Consider the following 22,462-nt stretch of genomic DNA (forward strand, 5'->3'; position numbering starts at 1 on the left):
GCCGGCTTCGTGGCGCTGACAGTGACAGCAAAGGCTTAGGTCTCCAGCTTCGCATCCATCGTAATCGTCGCGTTCAGTACCTTCGACACCGGGCAACCGGCCTTCGCGTCCGCGGTGGCCTTGTCGAACGCGGCCTTGTCTCCGCCCGGAATCTTCACGGTGACGTCGAGATGCACCGCGGTGATCGTGAAGCCGCCGCCGTCCTTGTCGAGCGTGACGGTGGCCGTGGTGCCGATCCGCTCCGGCGTGATGTTGGCCTTGCCCAGCTCCGCCGACAACGCCATCGAGAAACACCCCGCATGCGCAGCCGCGATCAGCTCTTCCGGATTCGTGCCGATGCCGTCCGCGAAGCGCGTCGCGAACGAGTATTGGGTGTCCTTCAGGACGCCGCTGTCGGTGGAAATCGAGCCCTTACCGTTCTGCAGGCCGCCTTGCCAGACTGCCGATGCCTTGCGCTTCATCGCTCTCTCCTGTTTATGCCTTGCCGCGCACGCTGCTCGACCGAAGATGATGCCCGCCGCGGCGGTCCGCCCGGATGTGTCCGCGCCTGGGCATCGGTCGCAGGTGCCGCGCGGCTTGCAGGCGCGGGCGTGGACCGGCTTTCATCATAGGCGCTTCCGTGTTTCGGCGCGGAAAAGCGCCCTTTTCACTATTTCAGAACTTGAAACAATATTTCACCAGAAAGCCGCTTTTTTGCCGACCTCGTAAGAAATAGACTGCGTTCAACGGATCGGGAAACGCAATTAAAGCCGGTCCACCACACAATCAATTGGAGGTAGTTATGAAATCGCTTCTTTCCGCAGTTGTCGTCGCATCCGCTCTTATCGTTCCGGCAGTGTCGTTCGCCCAGCAGGCTAACGGTCCGATCACGCGCGCTCAGGTGCGCGCCGAACTCGTAGCCGCTCAAAAAGCGGGCCTTCTGAACCAGAACGACACCACGTATCCGAAGGCCGTGCCGCAGGACTCGACGATCGTCACCGCATCGGCGCAGGGCACGCAGGATGTCGGCGGCGCGAAGGCCAGTACGTCGGACGCAGGCGCGCCGGCGACGGTGCAGCAACGTCTGTTTTCGACGTATCGCGGTAACTAAAGGGTGGTAACTAACTGTGCTGACTGAGCGTGCTGACTGAGCGTGCTAACTGAGCACGCTGGCAGTTAAGGCAGCACGCAGTAAAAAAGCCCCGGTTGCGAAGTTCGGCAACCGGGGCTTTTTTTCGTTGGCGCGCGCGGCGCTACTGCGCGGCCGCTCGTCAGTAAAAGCGCTATTCGGGAAACGGCAGGCTTTCCTGTCCCACTGCGCGCATGTCGAACACGTTCAGCGTCATCGCGACCAGCGCGTAGTAGCCGAGCAGGCCGACCAGGTTGATCACGACCTGATGCCCGAACCGCCCGACCGCCTGCGCATACGTCGCGTCCGATACGCGCTTGGTCTCATACAGTTCGCTTGCGAAGTCGTAGATCAGCGCGTCGTCGGCATCGGCGAATTCGGGGCGGCGCCCCTGGCGGATCGTCTCGGCGTCCGCAACGCCCACGCCCGCCTGCAGCGCGATCGGATAGTGGATGTACCACTCGGCCTGAGCCTGCCAGCGCGAAGCGGTCACCAGAATCGCGAGTTCCGACAGCCGCAGCGGCAGCCCGGTCTGGTAGCGGCAAAACGCGCCGAGGCGTTGCGCGTGCTGCGCGAGTGCCGGGCTGTGAATCCAGCCGAGGAACGGCCCGTTCAGGTTGCCGCGCGGGCCGGACAGGATTTCGTCGAGCACCGCCTTCTGCTCGGGCGTGGCGGTGGACGTGTCGAAGTGAGGCAAGCGCTCGGTCATCATCGTTCTCGCTGAGGGCAATGGGTTGGACTGCTTAGATGGCGGCGAGCGACGCGCCGATCGCATCGTCGAGGCGGCTGACGATTTCGTCGATGTCGCGCGCCGTGCAGATGAACGGCGGCGCGATCAGCACATGGTCGCCGCTCTTGCCATCGACGGTGCCGCCCATCGGATACACCATCAGGCCGCGCGCGAACGCTTCGCGTTTGATCGTTGCGTGCAGTTTCAGTTTGGCGTCGAACGGCTCTTTGGTAACGCGATCCTTCACGAGTTCGACACCCACGAACAAGCCGCGCCCGCGCACGTCGCCGATATGCGCATGCTGCGCATACAGTTCGCGCAGCCGGCCGCGCAGCTGCTCGCCACGCGCCTGCACGTTCGCCAGCAGATTGTCTTCCGCGATCACGCGCTGCACTTCGAGCGCGGCCGCGCACGCGGTCGCATGGCCGATATAGGTATGACCGTGCTGAAAGAAGCCGGAGCCGCCGACGATCGTCTGATAGATGCGGTCGCTGACCAGTGTCGCGCCGATCGGCTGATAACCCGCGCCAAGGCCCTTGGCGATCGTCAGCATATCCGGCGCCACGCCGTCTTCGTCGCAGGCGAACAGATAGCCGGTGCGGCCCATGCCCGACATGATTTCGTCGAGAATCAGCAGCACGCCGTAGCGGTCGCACACCGCGCGGATCTTGCGGAAGTATTCGCGCACCGGCGGCACCGCGCCCGCCGTGGCGCCGACCACCGTTTCCGCGACGAATGCGGCGACCGTGTCCGCGCCGAGTTCGAGAATCTTCCGCTCGAGTTCATCGGCCAGACGCTGCGCGAACGCTTCTTCGGTTTCGTCCGCGCGCTGTTCGCGATACGCATAGCACGGGCTCACGTGATGCGCTTCGATCAGGATCGGCAGGAACGGTTCGCGGCGCCATGCATTGCCGCCGATCGCGAGCGCGCCGAGCGTGTTGCCGTGATAGCTCTGCCGACGCGCGATGAAATGACGCCGCTGCGTCTCGCCCTTCTCGACGAAATACTGACGCGCGAGCTTCAGCGCGGCCTCGATCGCCTCCGAGCCGCCCGACACGAAATACACGTGCTCCAGTCCGGCCGGCGCGCTCGCAACGAGCCGGTCGGCCAATTCCTCGGCCGGCTCCGTCGTGAAGAACGACGTGTGCGCGTACGGCAGCTGTTGCGCCTGCCGCTTGATCGCGTCGATTACGCGCTGGTTGCTGTGGCCGAGGCACGACACGGCGGCGCCGCCCGACGCGTCGATATAGCGCTTGCCCGTGGAGTCGATGATTTCGATGCCGTCGCCCGCGACGGCCACCGGCAAGGACTGCTTCGGAGAACGATGAAAAACGTTGGTCATGATGTTCAGCTCCTGCTGATGGAGGTGCGGACTGAAACGCAGGCCGGCTCGGGCGTCGCGCACGCGATGAAAGTGTCGAACACGCATTGCCGCTGGCGATACGCGTTCATCCACACGCCCGCGCTGCCGATTTCGAACAGCGCGGGCGCCTAAGGTGTTTTCGTCGTCGGAACGGTGCGGGTTGTCGCTGCCTCGACGCCACGGGCCGCACCGACAATCAACAATCGGTACGTAGTTATACGCCTACACAACATTTGTTGTCAAACGTTGTTGGATGGCACCAGGTGGAGCGCGGCGTGCGTCACGCAATCGTTCAAGGCACGTATGCGCCCTTCGCGTGCAGCGATTGTTCGGCGAGCGCGAGTTGTTCGAGCGCATCAGCGCCTTCGAGCGCGAGCAGATGCGCGACCAGCGCTTCGGTGATCGCGGTGGCGGCCACCAGCGACGGAAAGAACGACGGGCTTTCGTGCGAGAAGATCAACACCTTGTCGGCGTTCAGCGCGATCGGCGACACCGCGCTGTCGGTGATGGCGATCAGCTTGCTGCCTTTTTCGAGCGCAGCCTCGGCGACGCGCGCGGCTTCGACCGAATACGGCGCGAAGCTGATGACGATGGTCGCGCTGTCGCGCTCGATCGTGCGCAGCTGCATTTCTAGCGTGCCGGCCTCGCCGTTGAGCAGCGATACCGACGGCCGAAACAGCCGGTAACCATAGACGAGGCCGAACGCCACCGGGTAACACGAGCGGAAGCCCGCCACGTGCACGTGCGGCGCGCGCCGCAACACCCGCGCGGCCTCGACGATCACGCGACCGTTATGCGCGGCGGTCGTTTCGAGATTGTGCTGCTGCGCGGCGAGCAGGTCGTTCGCGAGCGCATCTTTCGATTTGACCATCGAGCGCGCCCGGCTCGTCAACGGCTCGGGCCGCGTGCGCACGCGCGCGACGAACAGATCGCGCAATTCGTTCCAGCCGGGAAAACCGAGTTGCTGCGACAGCCGCACGAGCGACGCCGGCTGCACCTGCGCGCGCTCGGCGACCTTACGCATCGACGACACCGCGACCTCGTCGGGATGATCGAGCAGGAATCCCGCGCCCATCTGGAACTGCGGGCTCAGTTCGGGGAAGCGTGCCCGGATCAGGGCGACGAGCTGATCGAAGCTGTCTGGCATGTTGAGGTGGCGCGACGCCGGGATAAGAGATGACAACAAATGTTACCACCGGGTACGCACATTTCAACGCAGTGAAGGCAGCCACCGACGGGGCTCGCACCGGCATCGGCTAGCCTTCCCGAGGCGGCGGAAGACGAAACGCAGCCCAGGTTTATCCGGCCCGACGCGGGGCAATTTGTCCTTCATTATCTGGGATCTTTCCTACTATGAGAAATTGAAACGATCCGCGTATGAGGGAGGGGCGCCGCGCTGCCCGCCCATACGGACAAGCCGATGAAGACCAACGGAGTAGTCAGGTTCGCGGAATTCGAACTCGACATCGAGCGCTACGAGTTAAAGCGCGCCGGCGACGAAGTCCGCCTCGAACATCTGCCGATGGAACTGCTGATTCTGCTCGCGTCGCGTAAGGGCGAGGCGGTCTCGCGCGCGGACATCATCGATGCGTTGTGGAGCCCGGGAAGCTTTCACGATACCGACAATGGCATTAACACCGCGATCTACAAGATCCGTCTCGCACTGGGCGACGATCCGATTGCGCCTCGCTACGTGAAAACGATTAAAGGCAAAGGGTACAGGCTGGACGGCATCAGCAGGCCCGACGAGCCGGTAGCTGCGGCAGCACAGCCGGTGCGCGTGATGGTGCTGCCGTTCGACAACATGACGGGCGATAAGAATCAGGACGTCCTCTGCGAAGCGCTCGCTGCCGAAATATCCGCCACGCTCGGAAATGCAGGCGCGGAGCGGCTTGCCGTGATCGCGCGAACGACCGCTGCGTACTACCGTCGCGCGGGCAAGAGCATCGCCGAAATCGCGAGGGAATTGAGGCTTGACTACGTGCTCGAAGGATCACTGATGCGCGAGGGCCGTCGCTTTCGAATCCTTGCCCAACTTATCCGCTGCGCGGACCAGACGCAGATCTGGAGCCACGCCTATGAGCCGGCCTCGGCGGGCGCGCTAAGCAACTTGCAGCAACTCGGCGCGGCGCTCGCCGCCGAGGTCACGCCTACCTTGACGCAGCATCAGCTGACCGCGCTCGCGCGACGCTTGCCCGTCGTGCCCGAGGCTCACGACGCATATCTGCGCGGTCGCTACTACTGGTATCGACGCGTCCATTTCGATCCATGTTTTTCGGCCACGCATGCGCTCAGCGGCGAGGACTTTTTTCGCAGCCATAGCTACTTCGAGAGTGCCGTCGAGCACGATCCGGCGTATGCGCTTGGCTACGCCGGCCTCGCGCTTTTCCATGGCGCGACCGTCGTGCATGGCTTCGATCCACCGGCGCAAGGCTGGCCGCTCGCGCGTACCGCGGCCGAGCGTGCGCTCGAACTCGACCCCGAGTTGCCCGAAGCCCATCATGCGATGGCGGCGGTCCACTATTTCTACGACTGGGACTGGCCGAAGGCAGAAGCGGAGTTTTTGCGTGCGCTGCATCTCAATCCGAGTCATCCGGAAGCCAATCGCCTCTATGCACGCATGTTGATGGCTCTCGGCCGCGACGCTGAAGGCCAGGTGCTGAAAAAGCGCGCTGAACAGGTGGATCCATTCGCGTTTCAGGGCTCGCGAGCTTTCGATCTGATTCTGTCAGGTAATCACCAGCAGGCGATGCGCGAATGCTTCAGCCGCGCGACGGACGAGCGCGCTCCGCTGATGTACCAGCTGATCGCGACCGCGTTCGAGGTGAAGGGATTGCTCAAGGAGTCGGTGGACGCCACGGTCGAAGCGCTGATCCGCTGTAACGAACTACCGCGCTCCCAGACGATTCGCGAGTGTTGGGACAGCGGCGGCCATGACGCGGTACTGCAATGGCTGCGTACGGATCTGCTGTCGCGCTATCGCGAAAGCTATACGTCTCCGTTGTTGCTTGCCGAGATCCACGCGCGTCTGGGGCAACCTGAGGACATGTTCCACTGGCTCGACGTCGCGCTCGATGATCGCTCATCGCGGCTCTGCGAGTTGCGCACGAATCCGTGGTTCGAGCGCTGGCGGTCGAGCGGCCGGTTCGACAGCCTCGAAAAGCAGATCGGCGTCTGAACCATACAGCGCGGCTGATATCGACGGCGTCCAGGCTCCCAACTCCGAACCTGCTGGTGAAGAGTTCGCGGGAACAAGAATTAAGGTTCTCTCTAGCCGCGGTCTATTTGCCCGCCCGGGCTATCGGCGCAAGATCTGGTTCACGGCGTGCGCCGATCGACCATTCGTGTCAAACGCCCGTCCGCCCCGGCCGGCGGAACTTGCGGTACACCGCAGCCGCCATCCTGTTCCACTGTCAGGAGATAGCAAAATGAAACTGCTGAGAATGGCCGCGGCCGGCGCCGCCGCGGCCCTTGCATTGGTTGGGACCGCCGCTCATGCGCAAACGCAGGCCCAGACCACGGCCGAGATGTCGCAGCCCATCGCCGACCAGAACACGCTTACCGCCGTCGGCGGCTCGCCGGCGGGCCAAACCGCCATGGGCGCTCCCATGGGCAAGACCCGCGATCAGGTTTATCGCGAGATGGTCGAGTCGCAACGCAACGGCGACGCACAGCGCATCCAGGACCTGTATAAACAGCCATAAGAGCATTGCGCAACCTGCACGCGAGGCTGGCTCACCCGGTGATTCCATCCGCCCGGCTCGATCGATACGCGCCGGGCGGGTTGCGCGGTCACTGGCCACCATTGAACAGTTCCTTCTCGCGTCGCTGAGCTTCGGGATCGTGTTGCCACTCGATGGTCTCGCGACGAACCTGATCGCGGGTCTTGCCGATTGGTGCACCCATAGCGCTTTGCGGCCCAGGTGAGCCGCCGACGGCGGTAAGCGTGTTCTGGTCGACGACGGGCGGCGAGGTGTCGGCGGTGGCCTGCGCCTGCGCGTAAGCGGAGGTACCGACAAACGCAAAAGCCGCGGCCGCGGCGGCCACGGAGATTCCAGACAGTTTCATTTCGCTTCTCCGGAATAATGAAGAAGGATGGCGGCTGCGGTGGGTCCGCAAGCATGGCCGGTCGGGGCGGGCGGAGATTCGGCGCCAATGGCCGGTCGGCGCACGCCTTGACGGCGATATTGCGCCGATAGCACGTGCGGGCAAATAGACGGTGGCTAGAGAGGCCCTTAATTTTCGATCGGCAGTGGGGGCTGATGTCGCCGCCCGCTCTGCGTTGCGTCAGCGCTTCACCAGCGTTTGCCGATGCGCGTCGACGAAGTCAGCCATGCTGTTGAAGCGGAAGTCTATGTTCGGCTGCGAGCCCGGGTCCATCGTCGCGCCGAAGCCCGGCTGCGAATGACGCCGGTAAATCCAGCACGACGCCAGCCCGAACTCGTTTGCGGGCTTGTGGTCATGGAAAAGGCTTTCTGCGGTGTGCAGGATTTTTTCCTTCCTGATGCCCCGCTGATCGAGCTTCTGAAGCATGTACTCGAAATTGCGCGGCGACGGCTTGTAGGAGCCGACGTCCTCCGCCGTGATGATCGCATCGAACTCAACCTGTAGCCTCGCGTTGCTGTAGGTGAAACTTTCGTTGTCGATGTTCGACAGGATGATCAGCTTGTAGTGCCGCTTCAGATATTGCAGCGCGGCTGCCGAATCGGGGAATGCCGGCCAGTTTCTGATCGACTGGCCGTACGCCACGCATTCTTCGTGGGTGTGGGGCAGGCCCCACTCTTCTGCCATGCGCTTATACACGATGGACAGCAGTTCCTGATAACGCTTCGCGGGCGTGAAGATCTGCTGCGACGACTCGTGGCGAGCGTGGGCTTCGAGAACCTGGTCACGCGTGAGCGGCGTCCTCGCTCGCTCCAGCAGAGGCTTCAGGGCTTCAAAGATGCCACTCTCCCAGTCGATCAAGGTGCCGTAGCAGTCAAAAGTCAGTGCATCGAAATCGGTCAGTTTCACGACTCCTCCTGTCAGATGTCCATGATGAAGACCACAGTGGATTGAGCAAGCGCCGGAACCAGAACTTTAATGCAGCGGCGAAGCGACAGCTTCATTTCTCTTCGCCAACCCTGGCGTTTTCCCGAATGCGATCCCACGCCGAAGCGGAGCTAATCTGATCAACCCGGTCCAACACCTGGAGACTCCATGCGACACCTCGTCATAACAATGGCTGTCCTAACTGCCGCCGGCATCTGCGCAACCGCCAACGCTCAATCGGTGGTCACGCTCGGTCACTCGGCTCCGCTCACGGGTCCCCAGGCGCCGAACGGAAAGGACAACGAGAACGGCGCCCGCCTCGCTATCGACGAACTCAACAAGAGCGGTGTCACGGTAGCTGGCCAGAAAGTCACGTTCAAACTGGACTCCGAAGACGACCAGGCAGACCCGAAGATCGGCGTTCAAGTCGCGCAGAAACTCGTCGACAGCGGCGTGATCGCCGTGCTGGGCCCGTACAACTCGGGCGTGGCGATTCCGGCATCGCGCGTCTATAACACGGGCGGCGTGCCGATGCTGCCGGTTGCGTCCAACCCGGCGTTGACGAAGCAAGGCTTCAAGAACATCTTCCGTATCGGCGCGAGCGACGAGCAGCTAGGCGGGACGATGGGCCAGTTTGCGGCCAAGACATTGAAGGCCAAGACCGCCGCGGTGATCGACGACCGCACGGCCTATGGGCAAGGCGTGGCGGAGCAGTTCATCAAAGAGGCCAGGGCAAACGGAATCCAGATCGTGGACCAGCAGTTCACGAACTCGTCGGCGACCGACTTCCTCGGCATTCTGACCAGCATCAAGGCCAAAAATCCGGATGTCGTCTTCTTCGGCGGATACGCTGCTCAGGGCGCGCCGATGGCCAAGCAGATGCGCGCCCGCGGACTGCGTGCCAAGCTGCTTGGCGGCGATGGCATTTGCTCGGCCGATATGGGTAAGGTCGCCGGTGATGCCGCGTCCATCGTGTATTGCGCCCAGGGCGGCATTGCGCTCGACAAGACCCCGGCCGGCCGCGAGTTTCTGCAGAAATACAAGGCCGCTTTCAACACCGATACGCAGGTCTATGCGGTCAGCTACTACGACGGCGTAAAACTGCTGGCCGATGCGATGGTCAAAGCGGGCACCACGACCGACAAGGCAAAGCTCATCGCCCAGTTGGCAAAGACCAACTACAAGGGCGTGGCAGGCACCTACTCGTTCGATGAAAACGGCGATCTGAAGGGCGCACCCACGACCGTCTATGTGATCAGAAACGGCCTTCCGGTGCCGTACGGGCAGTGACGTTCAACCGAGGAACTCCAACGCACCCATGAAAATCAGTCGCACCATTTCAACAGTCGAGGTTCATACCGGCGGCGAAGCGTTCCGTATCGTGACGAGCGGGCTGCCTCGCCTTCCCGGCGACACCATCGTCAAACGTCGCGCGTGGCTGAAAGAGAACGCCGACGAAATTCGTACCGCGCTGATGTTCGAACCGCGTGGTCATGCGGACATGTACGGCGGATATCTGACCGAACCCGTTAGTCCCACGGCAGACTTCGGGATCATCTTCGTCCACAACGAGGGCTATAGCGACCACTGCGGGCACGGCGTGATCGCGCTGTCCACCGCGGCGGTCGAGTTGGGCTGGGTTCAGCGCCAGATTCCCGAGACGCGCATTGGCATCGACGCTCCGTGCGGTTTCATCGAGGCCTTCGTGCAATGGGATGGTGAACACGCCGGCAACGTACGTTTCGTGAACGTCCCATCGTTCATCTGGAAAACGGATGTCACGGTTCAGACGCCGTCGTTTGGCAAAGTAAAGGGTGACATCGCATTCGGTGGTGCGTTCTACTTCTATACGGACGGTGCGCCGCACGGTCTCTCAGTCCGCGAGTCTTCTGTCGAGGAACTCATCCGGTTTGGCGCCGAGGTCAAACAAGCTGCCAATCACGCGTACCCGGTTGAGCACCCCGACATCCCGGAAATCAACCACATCTACGGCACCATCATTGCCAATCCGCCGCGGCACGAAGGCTCGACCCAAGCCAACTGTTGCGTGTTCGCCGACCGTGAGGTGGACCGTTCGCCCACCGGCTCAGGGACGGGCGGACGCGTCGCGCAACTCTATCTGCGCGGGAAACTGGCCATGAACGAGACACTCGTGAACGAATCCATCATCGGCACGGTCTTCAAGGGGCGCGTACTCAGCGAGGCGACCGTCGGCGACTTCAAGGCGGTCATCCCAGAGGTCGAGGGCAGCGCCTATGTTTGCGGCTTCGCAACCTGGATCGTGGACGAGCGTGACCCGCTAACTTACGGTTTCCTCGTCCGATAATCGCCTCAAGCTCTCCCCCGGTTCCGAAGCGCGAAGTACACACCGGCCCCGAGCGCAACCAGCAGGACCACGATCAGGCCGGCACCCATGCTGGGCAGACCGGTCATGCTGCTGGCCGCACGGGGCGCCGCCGAGGCAGCCACCGGCGCTGAAGCCGCCGGCGCGACCGGTTGCGGAAGCGCCACACCGGCGGCGCTACCTTGACGTACCAGAGAAGCCTCCGATGTCGGCGAGGCCTGCGACGCCTGCGGCACGTCAGGCGCGGACGCGACAGCAGGCGCTTCCGGATTGGGTCCGACAGGCGCCATCGTGGTTTGAGAAGGCACCACGACGGACGCGGCCGCCTGCGGACCAGCTTCGAGCGCCCGCGCCATCGTCTTCCACTTATCGAATACGCCATCCACGCAGTGCACATCGATACAGGCGTTGCGCGCGTGCCGCCACTGCGCCAGTTGCGCGGACGACAGTTTGCCGCTGCCGAGCAGTGCCTGTTGCTGCGCGAAGATGTCGTCGTACTCGTTGTTCAGGATCGCGTGATCGCAAATGACGCGCTCAGCGGGTTGCTGTGTGGTTGCACACTGAATGTCGTTCGCCGACGCCGCGGTCGAACCCAACGCCGCCAGGGATAGCAGCAATACTCCGATACGTCGTGCCAAGTGCACCCGTCCTCCGAGAATGTGAGCGTCAAAGTCCAGGCACCACGATGAATCCGCCCGACTCGTCACCGTATATATCGACTCTGCCTTCGAGCAGATAACGTGCCGCCAACGCGCATAGCGCCGCGTCGACATCGTCGATCGATGTCAGCGGCGCAGTCGCGATGCCTTCCCGTTCGAGAATAGCCCGGCGCTGCGGGCCTTTTTGCTTCGCGGATGCAACGTCCGTCCCGAGAAAAGCGCATGTGATCGCGTGAGGAAACGTTTCGAAGCACACGCGACCCGTGATTTTTTCGCCGCCGTCGAAAAGCGCAAACTGGGCGGCGAATGCGTCGTAGATGCGCTCGCCGTTGAACATCCATCCATAGAAGCCGCTTTTAGTGGCCATCGCGTGTTCGCGAGCCGGTGTCGCGAACGAAAAGATCCGCTGCCGCGCGAGTTCCTTCTCGGCCAGCCTTCCCGCCGCGCCCGTTCGCCAGCGACACGGCGCATCGATGCCGACCGCCGCCACCTCGTGCGCGCGACACCGCTCGAGCATCTGTTCGGGGGTCGCGTTGGCGAGATTGCACAGCATCCGGGTGCCGCGCAGGATAACCAGATGGTTGCCCTTGCGGTCCCCGCCGACATCGATGCCCGCTACCGTCGGCGGCGTCAAAGCAGCGCCACCACCCTCACATCGCCCTGCTCCGCCGACGCCACCACTTTCTCGCCGATCCGGCGGAACGTGATCGACACCGACGCATCGCCGACCCGCAGATCGCTGACCTCGAGCCAGTCGATGCCTTCGGGCAGCATCGGCTGTTCGATCAGCACCTCGCGGCGCTCGGCGTCGATCGTGATGCCCAGACACGCCTCGAGCATCATGAACGGCGAGCCGGCCGCCCATGCCTGCGGCAAACACGCGACCGGATAGGCCGTGGGCGGCTCGCCGCGGCGTCGCGGGAAGCCGCAGAACAGTTCCGGCAAGCGCATGTCGAAATTCACCGCCGCCTCGAACAGCGCCTGCAGCAGTTTCACGGCCGACCCCTTCGCGCCATAGCGCGACAGCCCGCGCGCGCATAGCGCGTTGTCATGCGGCCAAACCGAGCCGTTGTGATACGCCATCGGATTGAAGCGCGCCTGGCTCGCCGCTAGCGTGCGCACGCCCCAGCCGGTGTGGAACAGCGTCGAGTCGAGCGCCCGCACCAACGCTTCGCCGCGCTCGCGCGTGGGCAGGCCGAACGCCAGCAGATGCCCCGCGTTCGACGCCATCACGCGACACAGCTCGCCATGACCGTCGAGCGCGATGCCGTAAAAGCCGACCTCGTCCATCCAGTACTTTTCTTCGACGCAGCGACGGATCTTCTTCGCGCGCTCCGCATACTGCGCGGCCGCGTCGCGCAGACCGCGCAGCTTCGCGAAGCGCGCCATCGTGTCGAACGCGGCGCTCGCATAGGCCTGCACTTCGACCAGCGCGATCGGGCCGTCGGGGAAGCGCCCGTCCGCATGAAACACCGAGTCGTGACTATCTTTCCAGCCCTGATTCGCGAGGCCGCCATCCGATTCGCGCTGGTAATCGAGCAGTCCGTACCGGTTCTTGTCGCACACGCCCGCGACCCACTGCGCCGCGCGTTCGAGCGCGGGCCACAATTCGTCGATCAACCCGATGTCGCCGGTGCGGGCCGCGTAGGCGCCAGCCAGCACGATGAACAGCGGCGTGGTGTCGACACCGCCGTAGTACAGCGCGAACGGCACTTCGCCGGCCGCGGCCATTTCGCCCTTGCGCATCTCGTGCATGATCTTGCCCGGCGCGGCGTCGCGAAACGGCGAGTTCTCGCGCGCCTGGTGCTCGGCGAGAAAGCGCAGCACACCAGCCGCGAGATGCGGCTGCAGCCACAGTGTTTGCAGCGACGTGATCACCGCGTCGCGGCCGAACGGGGTCGAAAACCATGGGATGCCCGCGTACGGGTACGGGCCAGTCGCGAGATCCGTCGTCAGCAGTTCCAGGTCGGCGAACGAGCGGTCGATCCATGCGTTGAACAGCGGGTTGCTCGTACGCACGCGCGCGCTCGCGCGGCGTCGCTCGCGCATCACCAGATGGGCATCCACCAGCGCCGCGCGTACCGCCGCACGCCCGACGCGCGGGCGTTCCGCGTCGATCTGCGACAAATGCGCCTCGCTCAGCGCGTGCACGGGCTGCGACACGTCGGCGCCGGGCTTGCTGGTCATCGGCACGACATGCACGGCCACCGACAGATAGATCGACACGCATGCCTGCGCGGGCAGCTTGACGGTGTAGTCGGCGCGGTCGGCGAACAGCTTGTCCGGCTGCGGCGAGAACGCGATCTGCACGTTGCGCGCGACGTCGTCGAGACCGACGTAGCCGAGCAGTACCTGCTGATTCTCGACCCGCGCGGGCTGCACGCGACCCTGTTTGTCGCGCTTCAGGCCGCGCACTTCGAACATGTCGCGGAAATCGCTGGAAAACGAGATGGACAGCGGCACGGTCGCGTCGCTCGTGCCGTAGTTCGTGAGTTCGATCGCCTCGTTGAGCACGGTGCCCGACAGCACGCGCACGCGCTCGACGTGGATCACGCCTTCGGGAGTGCTGTCACCGCCGAGCGGCGGCAGCGGTCGGTTGGTCAGATGCGCGGTGAACGTGGTGTTGTCGCTGCTGACGCTGCCCGACAGCAGCGACGGCGCGCGCCCGCCGAAGGTCAGCCGCAGTTGCGACATCACGCGGGTGTCGTTGACGAACAGGCCGTCGTCGTGACCTGTGATATCGCCGAGCGGATCGTTGACGATGAAGGTGTCGCCCGACTTGAGCACGTGCTGCGTGGCGCTCGCGACGTTGAGGTTTTCCGTCGGGATGAAGACGCCGTCCTGCTCGGGATCGCGATGATCGACGCCGCCCGAGTGGGTCAGCCCGCCGAGGGCTTCTGGCTGCTGTTTCAAGGTCGCTCCTATGAATTCGCTGCTGCTTTCAGTTGCACTTCGGGTCTCGCCTCGGATTCGCCGCCGGGGTGGCCGGCCTGGCCGCCCCCACGGTTGGCCGGCCCCGGTCGGCCAGCCAGCCCATCCGATTGTAGAGGCTCTGAGGGCGTGAGACGAAGTTATCGCGTAGGAGTTTCGGCTTTTTGCGCCATTTTTTGACGCCGGTTTCGGTGGCACAGGACGTGCATGCGGCGGAACGCAAAAAACCCACGGCCTCGTGAGCCGTGGGTTCGGGACCGTCGTCAAACGCGTTGGTGGGCGTCGATCCGGCCTGTTACCGCTTTGCGACGGGTTTCGCCTCGCGCAGCGTCTCGCCGATGAACAGCTGACGCGGACGACCGATCTTCTGCTCAGGATCGGCGATCATTTCGTTCCACTGCGCGATCCAGCCGACCGTGCGTGCCATCGCGAAGATACACGTGAACATCGACGTCGGAATGCCCAGCGCGCGCTGCACGATACCCGAGTAGAAGTCGACGTTCGGGTACAGCTTGCGCGACACGAAGTATTCGTCTTCGAGCGCGATCTTTTCGAGTTCCATCGCGAGCTTGAACAGCGGGTCGTCGTGCAGGCCCAGCTCTTCGAGCACTTCGTGGCAGGTTTCGCGCATCAGCTTCGCGCGCGGATCATAGTTCTTGTACACACGGTGGCCGAAGCCCATCAGCTTCACGCCCGAGTTCTTGTCCTTCACCTGCTCGATGAACTCGGGAATGTTGTCGACCGAGCCGATTTCTTCCAGCATGTTCAGCGCGGCTTCGTTCGCGCCGCCGTGCGCCGGGCCCCACAGACACGCGATACCCGCCGCGATACACGCGAACGGATTCGCACCCGACGAACCGGCGAGACGCACGGTCGACGTCGACGCGTTCTGCTCGTGGTCCGCGTGCAGGATCAGGATGCGGTCGAGCGCGCGCACCAGCACGTCGTTGACCTCGTACTCCTCGGCCGGATTCGCGAACATCATGCGCATGAAGTTCGCGCTGTACGACAGGTCGTTCTTCGGATACACGAACGGCTGATCGATGCTGTACTTGTACGCCATTGCAACCAGCGTGGGCAGCTTCGCGATCATGCGGATCGCCGATAGGTCGCGATGCTGCTGGCTCGTGATGTCGAGCGAGTCGTGATAGAACGCGGACAGCGCGCCGACCGCGGCAACCAGAATCGCCATCGGGTGCGCGTCGCGACGGAAGCCGCGGAAGAAGAAGTGCATCTGCTCGTGCACCATCGTGTGCTGCTTGACGGTGTTCTCGAACTCGGCTTTCTGCTGCGCGTTCGGCAGTTCGCCCTTCAGCAGCAGGTAGCAGGTTTCGAGGAAGTCGGCGTTCTGCGCGAGGTTGTCGATCGGATAGCCGCGGTACAGCAACTCGCCCTTGTCGCCGTCGATATACGTGATTTCGGAGTTGCACGCCGCCGTCGACATGAAGCCCGGGTCGTACGTGAATTTGCCGGTCTGGCCGTACAGCTTGCGGATGTCGATCACGTCCGGGCCCAACGAGCCCTGATAGATCGGCAGATCGATGGTCTGGTCGCTGTCGGAAAAACTCAGCGTTGCGTGTGACTTCGAGTTCATCTACGTGTTCCTTTTGCTTGATACCGCAGTCGTACCGGCATGCATCGCGGTCGTACGGCGAGGCGCGACGTCGCCGCTCTCGAACCGGTACGGGCATGCTCAGGTTCCGCTGCGCATTCTACGGGCCGGCGTGTCGTTGATTGCGTCGATTGCTCGCAACAGTCCATCTCCGCGTGCGCAACATTCGTTGTCGGCACGGGGCGCTGGCATCGCGCTGCCGATGAAAGTTGTTCGAAAGTCGGAACACCAGCTGCAACAATGTTTTGCTGCCAGCAGGCTGCGTCGGGCTCGATCCGTCTGCGATACTGGGTGCGTGCATTGATGCTTGCGGCCCGCGATTCGAAGCGGGCTTTTTTGATCACACAGAAAAGCAGGACGAATACAGATGAATGCCTCTCTCGAAACGCTGTTTCCGGATCACGTCCATACCGAAGACCACACGGTCACCGCGCTGAATCATCAGGATATCGTCGTCGCGTTGTCGGCGGCGCTGAAGACCCAGGACGTTGCGGTGCTGCACATGCTCTATCCGCGCACCGACGCGCGCACCCATCGCAGCCTCGACACGCTCGTCGACGTGCTGCATGGACACGGCCTGCATGAGGTCGCGGCTCTGATCGCGCGGGAAGCACACTATCTGCTGTTCACGGACCCGGTGAAGGCGTGGAAGGTGTTCCACGAAATCCGCAACGATTCGCTCGCGATCGGCGTGCATCTGTACTATCACGGGCTCGTCGGCGAAGCGGCCGAACGCGCGCTCGACAAAGACGCGCATCGCAAGGCCTGATGCTGTCAACGGACGATCGGCGGCGACGCGCCGGCCGATCGCCCGTTGATGTTCGCTTCACTTCCTCAGCGCGCGCTCACGGCCTGAATGAATTCATCCACGTAACGATTGAACGCGGACGGGTGCGCGAGGTTCATGCCGTGCGACGCACCGCGCACCGTTTCGCGGCGCGCATCGGGCAACCATCCCTGCAACGCCGTCACCGTGCGGTGGAACATGTCGGGACTTTTCTCGCCGTCGATCAGCAGCACCGGGCAGCGCAGGTCCGCCGCGTCCTCGGGCACGTAGGCGGGTAGCGGATCGCGGAATTGCCGCGCGAGCGTGTGCGCGTTGTCGGTCGCCATGCGGCGAAAGCCCGGCGTGCTCATCGCCCAGAAGCCGGGACGGCTCACCGAATCGACGAACAGTTGCAAGCCTGCTTCGACCGCGCCGCTTTCTATCAGTTGAGCCGCTTTCGCGCGCAATGCGTTGACCGGCTCCGGCACGCTCGCGGGCGGACGTCCGGCGATCTGCAGCGGGCCGCCCGGATCGGCGAGTGTCAGCGTACGCACGTGTTCGGGATGGCGTCGCGCGCAATGATAGGCGACGCAACCGCCGCGCGAATGCCCGACCACATGCGCGGGCCCCGCGCCGAAACCAGCGATGAACTCCGCCACTTCATCGGCGTGGCTGCTCCAGCTGAACGGCAGGTCCGCCTCGCTATTGGTGACTGGCCAGTAATGCGTGAGACTGACCGCGACGCAGCGATAGCGCTTCGACAGACCCGCCAGTTGCGGCTGCCAGTAGCGGTAGTCGCACAACGAGCCGTGCACGAACAGCAGCGGTTCGCCGGCGCCGGCCTCGATGTAAGGCATGCGCAAGCCGCTACGTAGGTCGATGAAGGATGGCGATGACGACAGAGACGAAGCGGAGACGGATTGATTCACGGTTGGTTTACGGACAGCGCGGCATCGGGGCGCGGATGTGCGCGGGGCGGGCAACGGGCATTGAGAAGCGGGCGTATCGGCGGCTCGGGAAACGGGACGCGACGCGTATTGTCACATAGGCTCCGGCGACGCGTCGGGTAGATGTCCGCAAGGTGCCCCGACCACGCTGGAGATGGTCGGGGCGGCTGCTCTGTGTGTGCTGCCGGAACCGACAATGGCGAGCAAGGCTGGATGTGTTGTGTTCGGCGTCCATGGCTCAGATACCGCTTCGGCGGGTTTGCGTTAAATCTGGACGGGCCAGGATACTGCCAAACTGATCCAGCAGGGCACGAGCAAGCTGGCCGCGACGATGAAAGCACCACCTGACATGGCGCACAATATCGGCCTGTCGATCGATATGGTCGTGCCATTTGGCTTCGCCGGCTCGGTCAAGGCTGCACGCGCGGCCAGCGTAACGATGGGCCGGATCAGACTGAAGGAGCATGAAGCAAAAACGCTGAACGGGATCGGCGGCCATACGCTTTTGAAGCATGTCGGAAAAGATGAGGCGTGGTTGCGACAACGGCTGATAGACGAACCTTGGATACCAGCAGCGACGTCATTTAAAGACCAGAGAACGGCTGAGAGAGCGATTTCGAAAGTGATGATGGCCGACGCCGACCGGATTCGTCTGTGGGCGCAGTCAACCGGAATGCGTGCCCCGCTGCGTATAACAAAACACGTATCCGGAGATGTCGGTTATGGGGTCGTCAGAAAAACGGGCCGGCTCGTGAAGGGAAACAAGATTCTGGTTGTGCTCAAGCGTGAGACCTACAATGGCATGCCGTATTACGTCCTAACGGCTTTCGTCGGTCTGTGAGAAAAGCGCTTATGAAAGAGAATCCACTGTATCCCGAACTCAATCAGCTTTTTGGTGTGTACCTCAACGAGGATTGCTCGTACTGGGGAAGCACCATTGAAGCTATCGTAGGTTGCTATAAACGGGATAGCTCCACAGAAAGCATCAAGGGCATCCTTGTTGAAATCGAGAGTTTCAGGAAGGCACATTCCGACCATCTGGACGCTGCGTTCGAAGAAGCATATGGCTCGCAGTTTGACCCTAAGTTGTGGAGTCATACGACTGCATCGTTTCTCGACGAATTGGAGCGCCTTCTGAGCGCGTAATCCATTGGTCGTCGCCGCGCGCGGAAGATTCGATGTCAGCCGGTGCATGCGCAATTTGGCAGGCAACCAACCCCCGCCCACCGCTCACGCGTCCCCGGCTTCGTCCACCCACCCCGCCGCTGCCGCCGCCCCAGCGCCGCGCACCGCGCAGGTCAGCGGTTCGTCGGCGACGTGCACGTCGAGGCCGGTTTCCTCACTCAAACGCCGCCCCAGATTGCGGAGCAGCGCGCCGCCACCGGTCAGCACGATGCCCTTGTAAGCGATGTCCGTTATGAGTTCAGCGGGGGCCGATTCGAGCCCGCGCTTCACCGCGCCGATCACCTGACTCAGCGGCGCTTCGATCGCCTCCGAAATATCGCGGTTGCTCAGCTGCACCGTGCGCGGTAGCCCGTCGTCGACGCTGCGGCCGGTTGCGTTGATCTGCTCGAGCGGCACGTCGTGCACGGCCGAGGCGATGGCTCTCTTCACGTGCTCGGCGGTCTGCTCGCCGAGCAGCACACCGTACAGATTGCGCACGTAGCTGATGATCGCCGCATCGAAATTGTCGCCGCCGACGCGCACCGAGCCGCTATACGCGGTGCCGCCCAGCGCGATCACGCCGACCTCGGTGGTGCCGCCGCCGATGTCGACCACCATCGAGCCGGTCGCATCGCGCACCGGCAACCCCGCGCCGAGCGCGGCCGCGAGCGATTCGCCGATCAGGCTGACCTTCCACGCGCCGGCCGCCTCGGCCGCTTCGCGGATCGCGCGGCGCTCGACATGGGTCGCCGCGGCCGGCACGCACAGCGTGAATGCCGCGCGCCGGCTGAACAGCGAGCGCGGCCGCGCCATGTCGACGAATTGCTTGATCATGTGTTCGGCGGCGGCGAAGTTGGCGATGACGCCGTGGCGCATCGGCCGCACCGTTTCGAGATTGCGCGGCGCGCGGCCGAGCAGCTGGCGCGCCTCGGCGCCGATCGCGGCGATCCGTTTCGCCCCGCTCGCGGGCTGCGTCTCGAAGCACACGACGGACGGCTGGTTCAGCACGACGCCGCCGTCGTCGGTATAGATAAGGGTGTTGGCCGTGCCGAGATCCACCGCCACGGAGTGGCGGAACAATCGCTCAAAGAGCGGGTAATGCGGCGTCGGTCTGGCCATATGCAGGCTCTGATGTGTCGTTATCCGCCTTCTTGGGCGGTTTGGAAATGCGCCCCCGGGTCCCCGAAGCCGCGCGACACGCCCGCTGGGCGTTGCGCTTCCCGCGCGGCGGGGGTGATTTTCAAGCTATTGCCCGTATGTCGGCAAGCTCATCAGAATCTTTAGGCCCGCTTTCTATCGGAGTTGTGTCAATCGCGCGACAGCTTGCCCAGTGCGCGTTCCAGCGCGTCACGGCCGAGCGCGACGCCGTCGGCCGTGATCGTATGGCCGACGCCGGGCAGCATGTAGGCGTCGACCGGGTAGCCGGCGGCGCTGAAAGCGTCGGCCGCGAATTCGAGTTCGCGCACCGGGATCACCTCGTCGTCCTCGCCGTGGACCAGCGTGAGCGGCGTCGCGCGGTTCGACGAGACGATCGGCGAGGCGAGCCGCCCCGAATACGCGACGACGCCCGCCGCGCCCTCCGCGCTAGACGCGACGTGATGCAGCGCCATGATCGAACCTTGCGAGAAGCCGACCAGCGCAAGCCGATCGAAAGACAACTGCCAATGCGCAAGCTCTGCATCGAGCACGCGGCGCAGCGCCGGATAGGCGGCGGCGACGCGCGCCTCGCGGTTCGCTCCGTCGACGTCGCGCAGGCTGAACCACTGGCGGCCACCGAAGCCGCCGTCGAACGGATCCGTGCCGTCGAGCGACACGAATGCGGTGCCGGGCAGCTCGTCGCTCCAGATATCGGCGAGCGGCATCAGATCGCGCGCGTTGCTGCCGACGCCGTGCATCAGCACGACGAGGCTCGTCGCGGGCGCGTTCGGCGGTGCCGTGTTCGGCGCGCGCCGCCAGCCGTGTTCGAATTGCTGCCAACTCATGGTGGTGTCCTTTTTTCCGTGGTTTAGTGCCTCTGGCCGTGGTGGCTCAGCCCTAGCCGCGAGCATACGCCGCGTGCCGCGTTCGCGTCGCCGGGAGCCGCATCGGCCGCGGCTGCGGCCGACGCCGGCGGGCGAATGCGGGTATGCTTTTGCGCATCGACGGACCCGCCGCCGCGCCGCACGGTCCGAGGCAAACCATCCGGAGAACGCCGTTTGAGCCAGCCCAACTCCGCGCCTGATTCCGCGTCGCCGCCGCCTCAGCCCCCCGCGCCACCGCCGCCGCCCGCGCCTCTCGAAGGCGGCCGGCTGGTTCTCGCGACGATCGCGGTCGCGCTCGCCACCTTCATGAACGTGCTGGATACGTCGATCGCGAACGTCGCGATTCCGACCATTTCGGGCAACCTCGGCGTCTCGGTCGACGAAGGCACGTGGGTGATCACCGTGTTCGCGGCCTCCAACGCAGTGGCGATTCCGCTGACCGGCTGGCTCACGCAGCGCATCGGCCAGGTGAAGCTGTTCGTCGGCGCGATCCTGTCGTTCACGCTCGCGTCCTGGCTGTGCGGCGTCGCGCCGACGCTGCCGATCCTGCTGCTCGCGCGGGTATTCCAGGGCGCCGTGGCCGGCCCGCTGATTCCGTTGTCGCAGGCGATCCTGCTCGGCTCGTATCCGAAAGAGAAATCGTCGACCGCGCTCGCGTTGTGGGCGATGACCGCCACCGTCGGCCCGATCGCGGGTCCGGCGCTCGGCGGCTGGATCACCGACAGTTACAGCTGGTCGTGGATCTTCTACATCAACATCCCGGTCGGCCTGTTCGCGGCCGGCGTCACGTGGATGATCTACCGCACCCGCGAATCGCCGACGCGCAAACCGCCGATCGACGTGGTCGGCCTCGGCCTGCTGATCACGTGGGTCGCGTCGCTGCAGATCATGCTCGACAAGGGCAAGGATCTCGACTGGTTCTCGTCGCCGGTGATCTCGATTCTCGGCCTCGTCGCGCTGATCAGCTTTGCGTTTTTCCTCGTCTGGGAGCTGACCGAAGAGCATCCGATCGTCGATCTGCGGCTTTTTCAGCAGCGCAATTTTCTCGGCGGCACGATCGCGATTTCGGTTGCATACGGGGTGTTCTTCGGCAATCTGGTGCTGCTGCCGCAATGGATGCAGGAGTATCTGAACTACCGCTCGATCGACGCCGGTCTGGTCACCGCGCCGCTCGGCATCTTCGCGATCATTCTTGCGCCGATACTCGGCCGCGTGCTGCCGCACTCGGACGCGCGCGTGATCTCGACGGTCGCGTTCGTCGGCTTCGCGATCGTGTTCTACATGCGCTCGAAGTACGTGATCGAGATCGACACGTGGCACCTCGTGCTGCCGACGCTGCTGCAAGGCATTCCGATGGCGCTGTTCTTCGTGCCGCTGACGGCGATCATCCTGTCCGGCCAGCCGCAGAGCCGGATTCCGGCGGCGGCGGGTCTATCGAATTTCGTGCGCGTGTTCTGCGGCGCGGTGGGCACGTCGATCGCGGGTACCGCATGGAACAACCGCACGATCCTGCATCACGTGCGGCTCACCGAACAGGCGTCGGTCGACAACCCGTTGTTCGCGCAGCAGATCGACAATACGCAGTCGGTGCTGCATCTGAGTCCGCAATCGGCGGATGCGCTGTTCGATTTCACCGTGAACACCCAGGCCGCGATGATGGGCCTGAACGACATCTTCTTTGTGTCGGCGATCATCTTCGTGCTGATCATTCCGCTGATCTGGATCACGCGGCCAGCCAAAGGCGGCGGTGGCCCGGATGCGGCCGGCGCGCATTGACGCAGCTTCG

General features: G+C 63.8%; 23 protein-coding genes. 10 read left to right on the top strand and 13 right to left on the bottom strand.

Annotated elements, in window-relative coordinates; translation table 11 throughout:
• Nucleotides 1-35: 35 nt before the first annotated feature.
• Nucleotides 36-461 carry an OsmC family protein gene (locus VSR82_RS35590; protein ID WP_013091854.1) on the bottom strand — a complete coding sequence of 142 codons (426 nt, stop codon included), beginning with the start codon at nucleotides 459-461 and terminating at the stop codon, nucleotides 36-38.
• A 320-nt stretch (nucleotides 462-781) separates the two neighbouring features.
• On the opposite strand from VSR82_RS35590, the gene VSR82_RS35595 reads away from it, so the two are divergent.
• A complete protein-coding gene (locus tag VSR82_RS35595) occupies nucleotides 782-1,090 on the top strand; it encodes a DUF4148 domain-containing protein (RefSeq protein WP_429455615.1) in 309 nt (102 codons plus the stop codon).
• Nucleotides 1,091-1,262: 172 nt separating this feature from the next.
• On the opposite strand, the gene VSR82_RS35600 is transcribed toward VSR82_RS35595, so the two are convergent.
• Nucleotides 1,263-1,817, bottom strand: coding sequence for a carboxymuconolactone decarboxylase family protein (locus VSR82_RS35600; protein ID WP_429455616.1), 555 nt, complete (start codon nucleotides 1,815-1,817; stop codon nucleotides 1,263-1,265).
• Nucleotides 1,818-1,851: 34 nt separating this feature from the next.
• The gene (locus VSR82_RS35605) at nucleotides 1,852-3,180 is read right to left on the bottom strand and encodes an aspartate aminotransferase family protein (protein ID WP_429455617.1); all 1,329 of its coding nucleotides are present in this window, start codon (nucleotides 3,178-3,180) and stop codon (nucleotides 1,852-1,854) included.
• Between VSR82_RS35605 and VSR82_RS35610 the strand changes: the two genes are divergently transcribed.
• Nucleotides 3,163-3,333, top strand: coding sequence for a hypothetical protein (locus VSR82_RS35610; protein WP_368583703.1), 171 nt, complete (start codon nucleotides 3,163-3,165; stop codon nucleotides 3,331-3,333). The genes VSR82_RS35605 and VSR82_RS35610 overlap by 18 nt on opposite strands.
• 160 nt (nucleotides 3,334-3,493) lie before the next feature.
• On the opposite strand, the gene VSR82_RS35615 is transcribed toward VSR82_RS35610, so the two are convergent.
• Nucleotides 3,494-4,348, bottom strand: coding sequence for a MurR/RpiR family transcriptional regulator (locus VSR82_RS35615; protein ID WP_368583702.1), 855 nt, complete (start codon nucleotides 4,346-4,348; stop codon nucleotides 3,494-3,496).
• 273 nt (nucleotides 4,349-4,621) lie between these two features.
• Here VSR82_RS35615 and VSR82_RS35620 point away from each other — a divergent pair, with 273 nt between their 5' ends.
• Both VSR82_RS35620 and VSR82_RS35625 read left to right on the top strand, forming a co-directional pair.
• Nucleotides 4,622-6,379, top strand: a complete 1,758-nt coding sequence (locus tag VSR82_RS35620; RefSeq protein ID WP_429455618.1) for a winged helix-turn-helix domain-containing protein — start codon at nucleotides 4,622-4,624, stop codon at nucleotides 6,377-6,379.
• 250 nt (nucleotides 6,380-6,629) lie between these two features.
• Nucleotides 6,630-6,905: a hypothetical protein gene (locus VSR82_RS35625; protein ID WP_429455619.1), complete on the top strand. Its 276-nt coding sequence runs from the start codon at nucleotides 6,630-6,632 to the stop codon at nucleotides 6,903-6,905.
• Nucleotides 6,906-6,993: 88 nt separating this feature from the next.
• On the opposite strand, the gene VSR82_RS35630 is transcribed toward VSR82_RS35625, so the two are convergent.
• Nucleotides 6,994-7,269, bottom strand: a complete 276-nt coding sequence (locus VSR82_RS35630; protein ID WP_429455620.1) for a hypothetical protein — start codon at nucleotides 7,267-7,269, stop codon at nucleotides 6,994-6,996.
• Nucleotides 7,270-7,488: 219 nt separating this feature from the next.
• On the bottom strand, nucleotides 7,489-8,214 hold the full coding sequence (locus tag VSR82_RS35635; protein WP_429455621.1) for a haloacid dehalogenase type II: 726 nt from the start codon (nucleotides 8,212-8,214) through the stop codon (nucleotides 7,489-7,491).
• A gap of 186 nt (nucleotides 8,215-8,400) precedes the next feature.
• On the opposite strand from VSR82_RS35635, the gene VSR82_RS35640 reads away from it, so the two are divergent.
• Together VSR82_RS35640 and lhpH are read left to right on the top strand one after the other, a co-directional pair.
• Nucleotides 8,401-9,522, top strand: a complete 1,122-nt coding sequence (locus VSR82_RS35640) for a branched-chain amino acid ABC transporter substrate-binding protein (RefSeq protein WP_498858522.1) — start codon at nucleotides 8,401-8,403, stop codon at nucleotides 9,520-9,522.
• Between the two features lie 28 nt (nucleotides 9,523-9,550).
• Nucleotides 9,551-10,558, top strand: coding sequence for a trans-3-hydroxy-L-proline dehydratase (lhpH, locus tag VSR82_RS35645; protein WP_429455623.1), 1,008 nt, complete (start codon nucleotides 9,551-9,553; stop codon nucleotides 10,556-10,558).
• A 5-nt stretch (nucleotides 10,559-10,563) separates the two neighbouring features.
• Here the strand turns inward: lhpH and VSR82_RS35650 are convergent, their stop codons facing one another.
• The 4 genes from VSR82_RS35650 to gltA all read right to left on the bottom strand — a co-directional run bounded on the left by VSR82_RS35650 (nucleotide 10,564) and on the right by gltA (nucleotide 15,760).
• Nucleotides 10,564-11,220 (bottom strand): hypothetical protein, encoded by a 657-nt coding sequence (locus VSR82_RS35650; protein ID WP_429455624.1) that lies wholly within the window; start codon nucleotides 11,218-11,220, stop codon nucleotides 10,564-10,566.
• 22 nt (nucleotides 11,221-11,242) lie between these two features.
• Complete coding sequence (locus VSR82_RS35655) at nucleotides 11,243-11,869, bottom strand: DUF429 domain-containing protein (RefSeq protein WP_368583694.1); 627 nt, start codon at nucleotides 11,867-11,869, stop codon at nucleotides 11,243-11,245.
• Nucleotides 11,866-14,148, bottom strand: a complete 2,283-nt coding sequence (locus VSR82_RS35660) for an amylo-alpha-1,6-glucosidase (protein ID WP_368583693.1) — start codon at nucleotides 14,146-14,148, stop codon at nucleotides 11,866-11,868. Before VSR82_RS35660 ends, VSR82_RS35655 begins: the two co-directional genes overlap by 4 nt.
• 313 nt (nucleotides 14,149-14,461) lie before the next feature.
• Nucleotides 14,462-15,760, bottom strand: coding sequence for a citrate synthase (gene gltA, locus VSR82_RS35665; protein ID WP_429455625.1), 1,299 nt, complete (start codon nucleotides 15,758-15,760; stop codon nucleotides 14,462-14,464).
• 385 nt (nucleotides 15,761-16,145) lie between these two features.
• Between gltA and VSR82_RS35670 the strand changes: the two genes are divergently transcribed.
• Entirely contained in the window at nucleotides 16,146-16,547 is a 402-nt protein-coding gene (locus VSR82_RS35670; RefSeq protein ID WP_368583691.1) for a hypothetical protein, read from the top strand.
• Between the two features lie 65 nt (nucleotides 16,548-16,612).
• On the opposite strand, the gene VSR82_RS35675 is transcribed toward VSR82_RS35670, so the two are convergent.
• Nucleotides 16,613-17,473, bottom strand: coding sequence for an alpha/beta fold hydrolase (locus VSR82_RS35675; RefSeq protein WP_429455626.1), 861 nt, complete (start codon nucleotides 17,471-17,473; stop codon nucleotides 16,613-16,615).
• 349 nt (nucleotides 17,474-17,822) lie between these two features.
• On the opposite strand from VSR82_RS35675, the gene VSR82_RS35680 reads away from it, so the two are divergent.
• Both VSR82_RS35680 and VSR82_RS35685 read left to right on the top strand, forming a co-directional pair.
• On the top strand, nucleotides 17,823-18,332 hold the full coding sequence (locus VSR82_RS35680; protein ID WP_498858523.1) for an RNase A-like domain-containing protein: 510 nt from the start codon (nucleotides 17,823-17,825) through the stop codon (nucleotides 18,330-18,332).
• A gap of 11 nt (nucleotides 18,333-18,343) precedes the next feature.
• The gene (locus tag VSR82_RS35685; protein ID WP_368583689.1) at nucleotides 18,344-18,637 is read left to right on the top strand and encodes a contact-dependent growth inhibition system immunity protein; all 294 of its coding nucleotides are present in this window, start codon (nucleotides 18,344-18,346) and stop codon (nucleotides 18,635-18,637) included.
• Nucleotides 18,638-18,721: 84 nt separating this feature from the next.
• Here VSR82_RS35685 and VSR82_RS35690 read toward each other — a convergent pair whose 3' ends face one another.
• Nucleotides 18,722-19,774, bottom strand: coding sequence for a rod shape-determining protein (locus tag VSR82_RS35690; RefSeq protein ID WP_368583688.1), 1,053 nt, complete (start codon nucleotides 19,772-19,774; stop codon nucleotides 18,722-18,724).
• Nucleotides 19,775-19,962: 188 nt separating this feature from the next.
• The gene (locus tag VSR82_RS35695) at nucleotides 19,963-20,637 is read right to left on the bottom strand and encodes an alpha/beta hydrolase (RefSeq protein ID WP_429455628.1); all 675 of its coding nucleotides are present in this window, start codon (nucleotides 20,635-20,637) and stop codon (nucleotides 19,963-19,965) included.
• 213 nt (nucleotides 20,638-20,850) lie between these two features.
• Here VSR82_RS35695 and VSR82_RS35700 point away from each other — a divergent pair, with 213 nt between their 5' ends.
• Complete coding sequence (locus tag VSR82_RS35700; RefSeq protein ID WP_429455629.1) at nucleotides 20,851-22,452, top strand: DHA2 family efflux MFS transporter permease subunit; 1,602 nt, start codon at nucleotides 20,851-20,853, stop codon at nucleotides 22,450-22,452.
• The last annotated feature ends 10 nt before the right edge of the window (nucleotides 22,453-22,462 follow it).

The sequence above is a fragment of the Burkholderia sp. JPY481 genome, from assembly GCF_038900515.1.
GTDB classification, from domain to species: domain Bacteria; phylum Pseudomonadota; class Gammaproteobacteria; order Burkholderiales; family Burkholderiaceae; genus Paraburkholderia; species Paraburkholderia youngii.

Bases quoted from the DNA above. Each gene is read 5' to 3' on its own strand.
- VSR82_RS35595 (WP_429455615.1), top strand. From the start codon at position 782: ATGAAATCGCTTCTTTCCGCAGTTGTCGTCGCATCCGCTCTTATCGTT.
- lhpH (WP_429455623.1), top strand. From the start codon at position 9,551: ATGAAAATCAGTCGCACCATTTCAACAGTCGAGGTTCATACCGGCGGC.
- VSR82_RS35590 (WP_013091854.1), bottom strand. From the start codon at position 461: ATGAAGCGCAAGGCATCGGCAGTCTGGCAAGGCGGCCTGCAGAACGGT.
- VSR82_RS35670 (WP_368583691.1), top strand. From the start codon at position 16,146: ATGAATGCCTCTCTCGAAACGCTGTTTCCGGATCACGTCCATACCGAA.
- VSR82_RS35680 (WP_498858523.1), top strand. From the start codon at position 17,823: ATGAAAGCACCACCTGACATGGCGCACAATATCGGCCTGTCGATCGAT.
- VSR82_RS35620 (WP_429455618.1), top strand. From the start codon at position 4,622: ATGAAGACCAACGGAGTAGTCAGGTTCGCGGAATTCGAACTCGACATC.
- VSR82_RS35690 (WP_368583688.1), bottom strand. From the start codon at position 19,774: ATGGCCAGACCGACGCCGCATTACCCGCTCTTTGAGCGATTGTTCCGC.
- VSR82_RS35640 (WP_498858522.1), top strand. From the start codon at position 8,401: ATGCGACACCTCGTCATAACAATGGCTGTCCTAACTGCCGCCGGCATC.
- VSR82_RS35695 (WP_429455628.1), bottom strand. From the start codon at position 20,637: ATGAGTTGGCAGCAATTCGAACACGGCTGGCGGCGCGCGCCGAACACG.
- VSR82_RS35610 (WP_368583703.1), top strand. From the start codon at position 3,163: ATGAAAAACGTTGGTCATGATGTTCAGCTCCTGCTGATGGAGGTGCGG.
- gltA (WP_429455625.1), bottom strand. From the start codon at position 15,760: ATGAACTCGAAGTCACACGCAACGCTGAGTTTTTCCGACAGCGACCAG.
- VSR82_RS35685 (WP_368583689.1), top strand. From the start codon at position 18,344: ATGAAAGAGAATCCACTGTATCCCGAACTCAATCAGCTTTTTGGTGTG.
- VSR82_RS35615 (WP_368583702.1), bottom strand. From the start codon at position 4,348: ATGCCAGACAGCTTCGATCAGCTCGTCGCCCTGATCCGGGCACGCTTC.
- VSR82_RS35600 (WP_429455616.1), bottom strand. From the start codon at position 1,817: ATGACCGAGCGCTTGCCTCACTTCGACACGTCCACCGCCACGCCCGAG.
- VSR82_RS35630 (WP_429455620.1), bottom strand. From the start codon at position 7,269: ATGAAACTGTCTGGAATCTCCGTGGCCGCCGCGGCCGCGGCTTTTGCG.
- VSR82_RS35625 (WP_429455619.1), top strand. From the start codon at position 6,630: ATGAAACTGCTGAGAATGGCCGCGGCCGGCGCCGCCGCGGCCCTTGCA.
- VSR82_RS35605 (WP_429455617.1), bottom strand. From the start codon at position 3,180: ATGACCAACGTTTTTCATCGTTCTCCGAAGCAGTCCTTGCCGGTGGCC.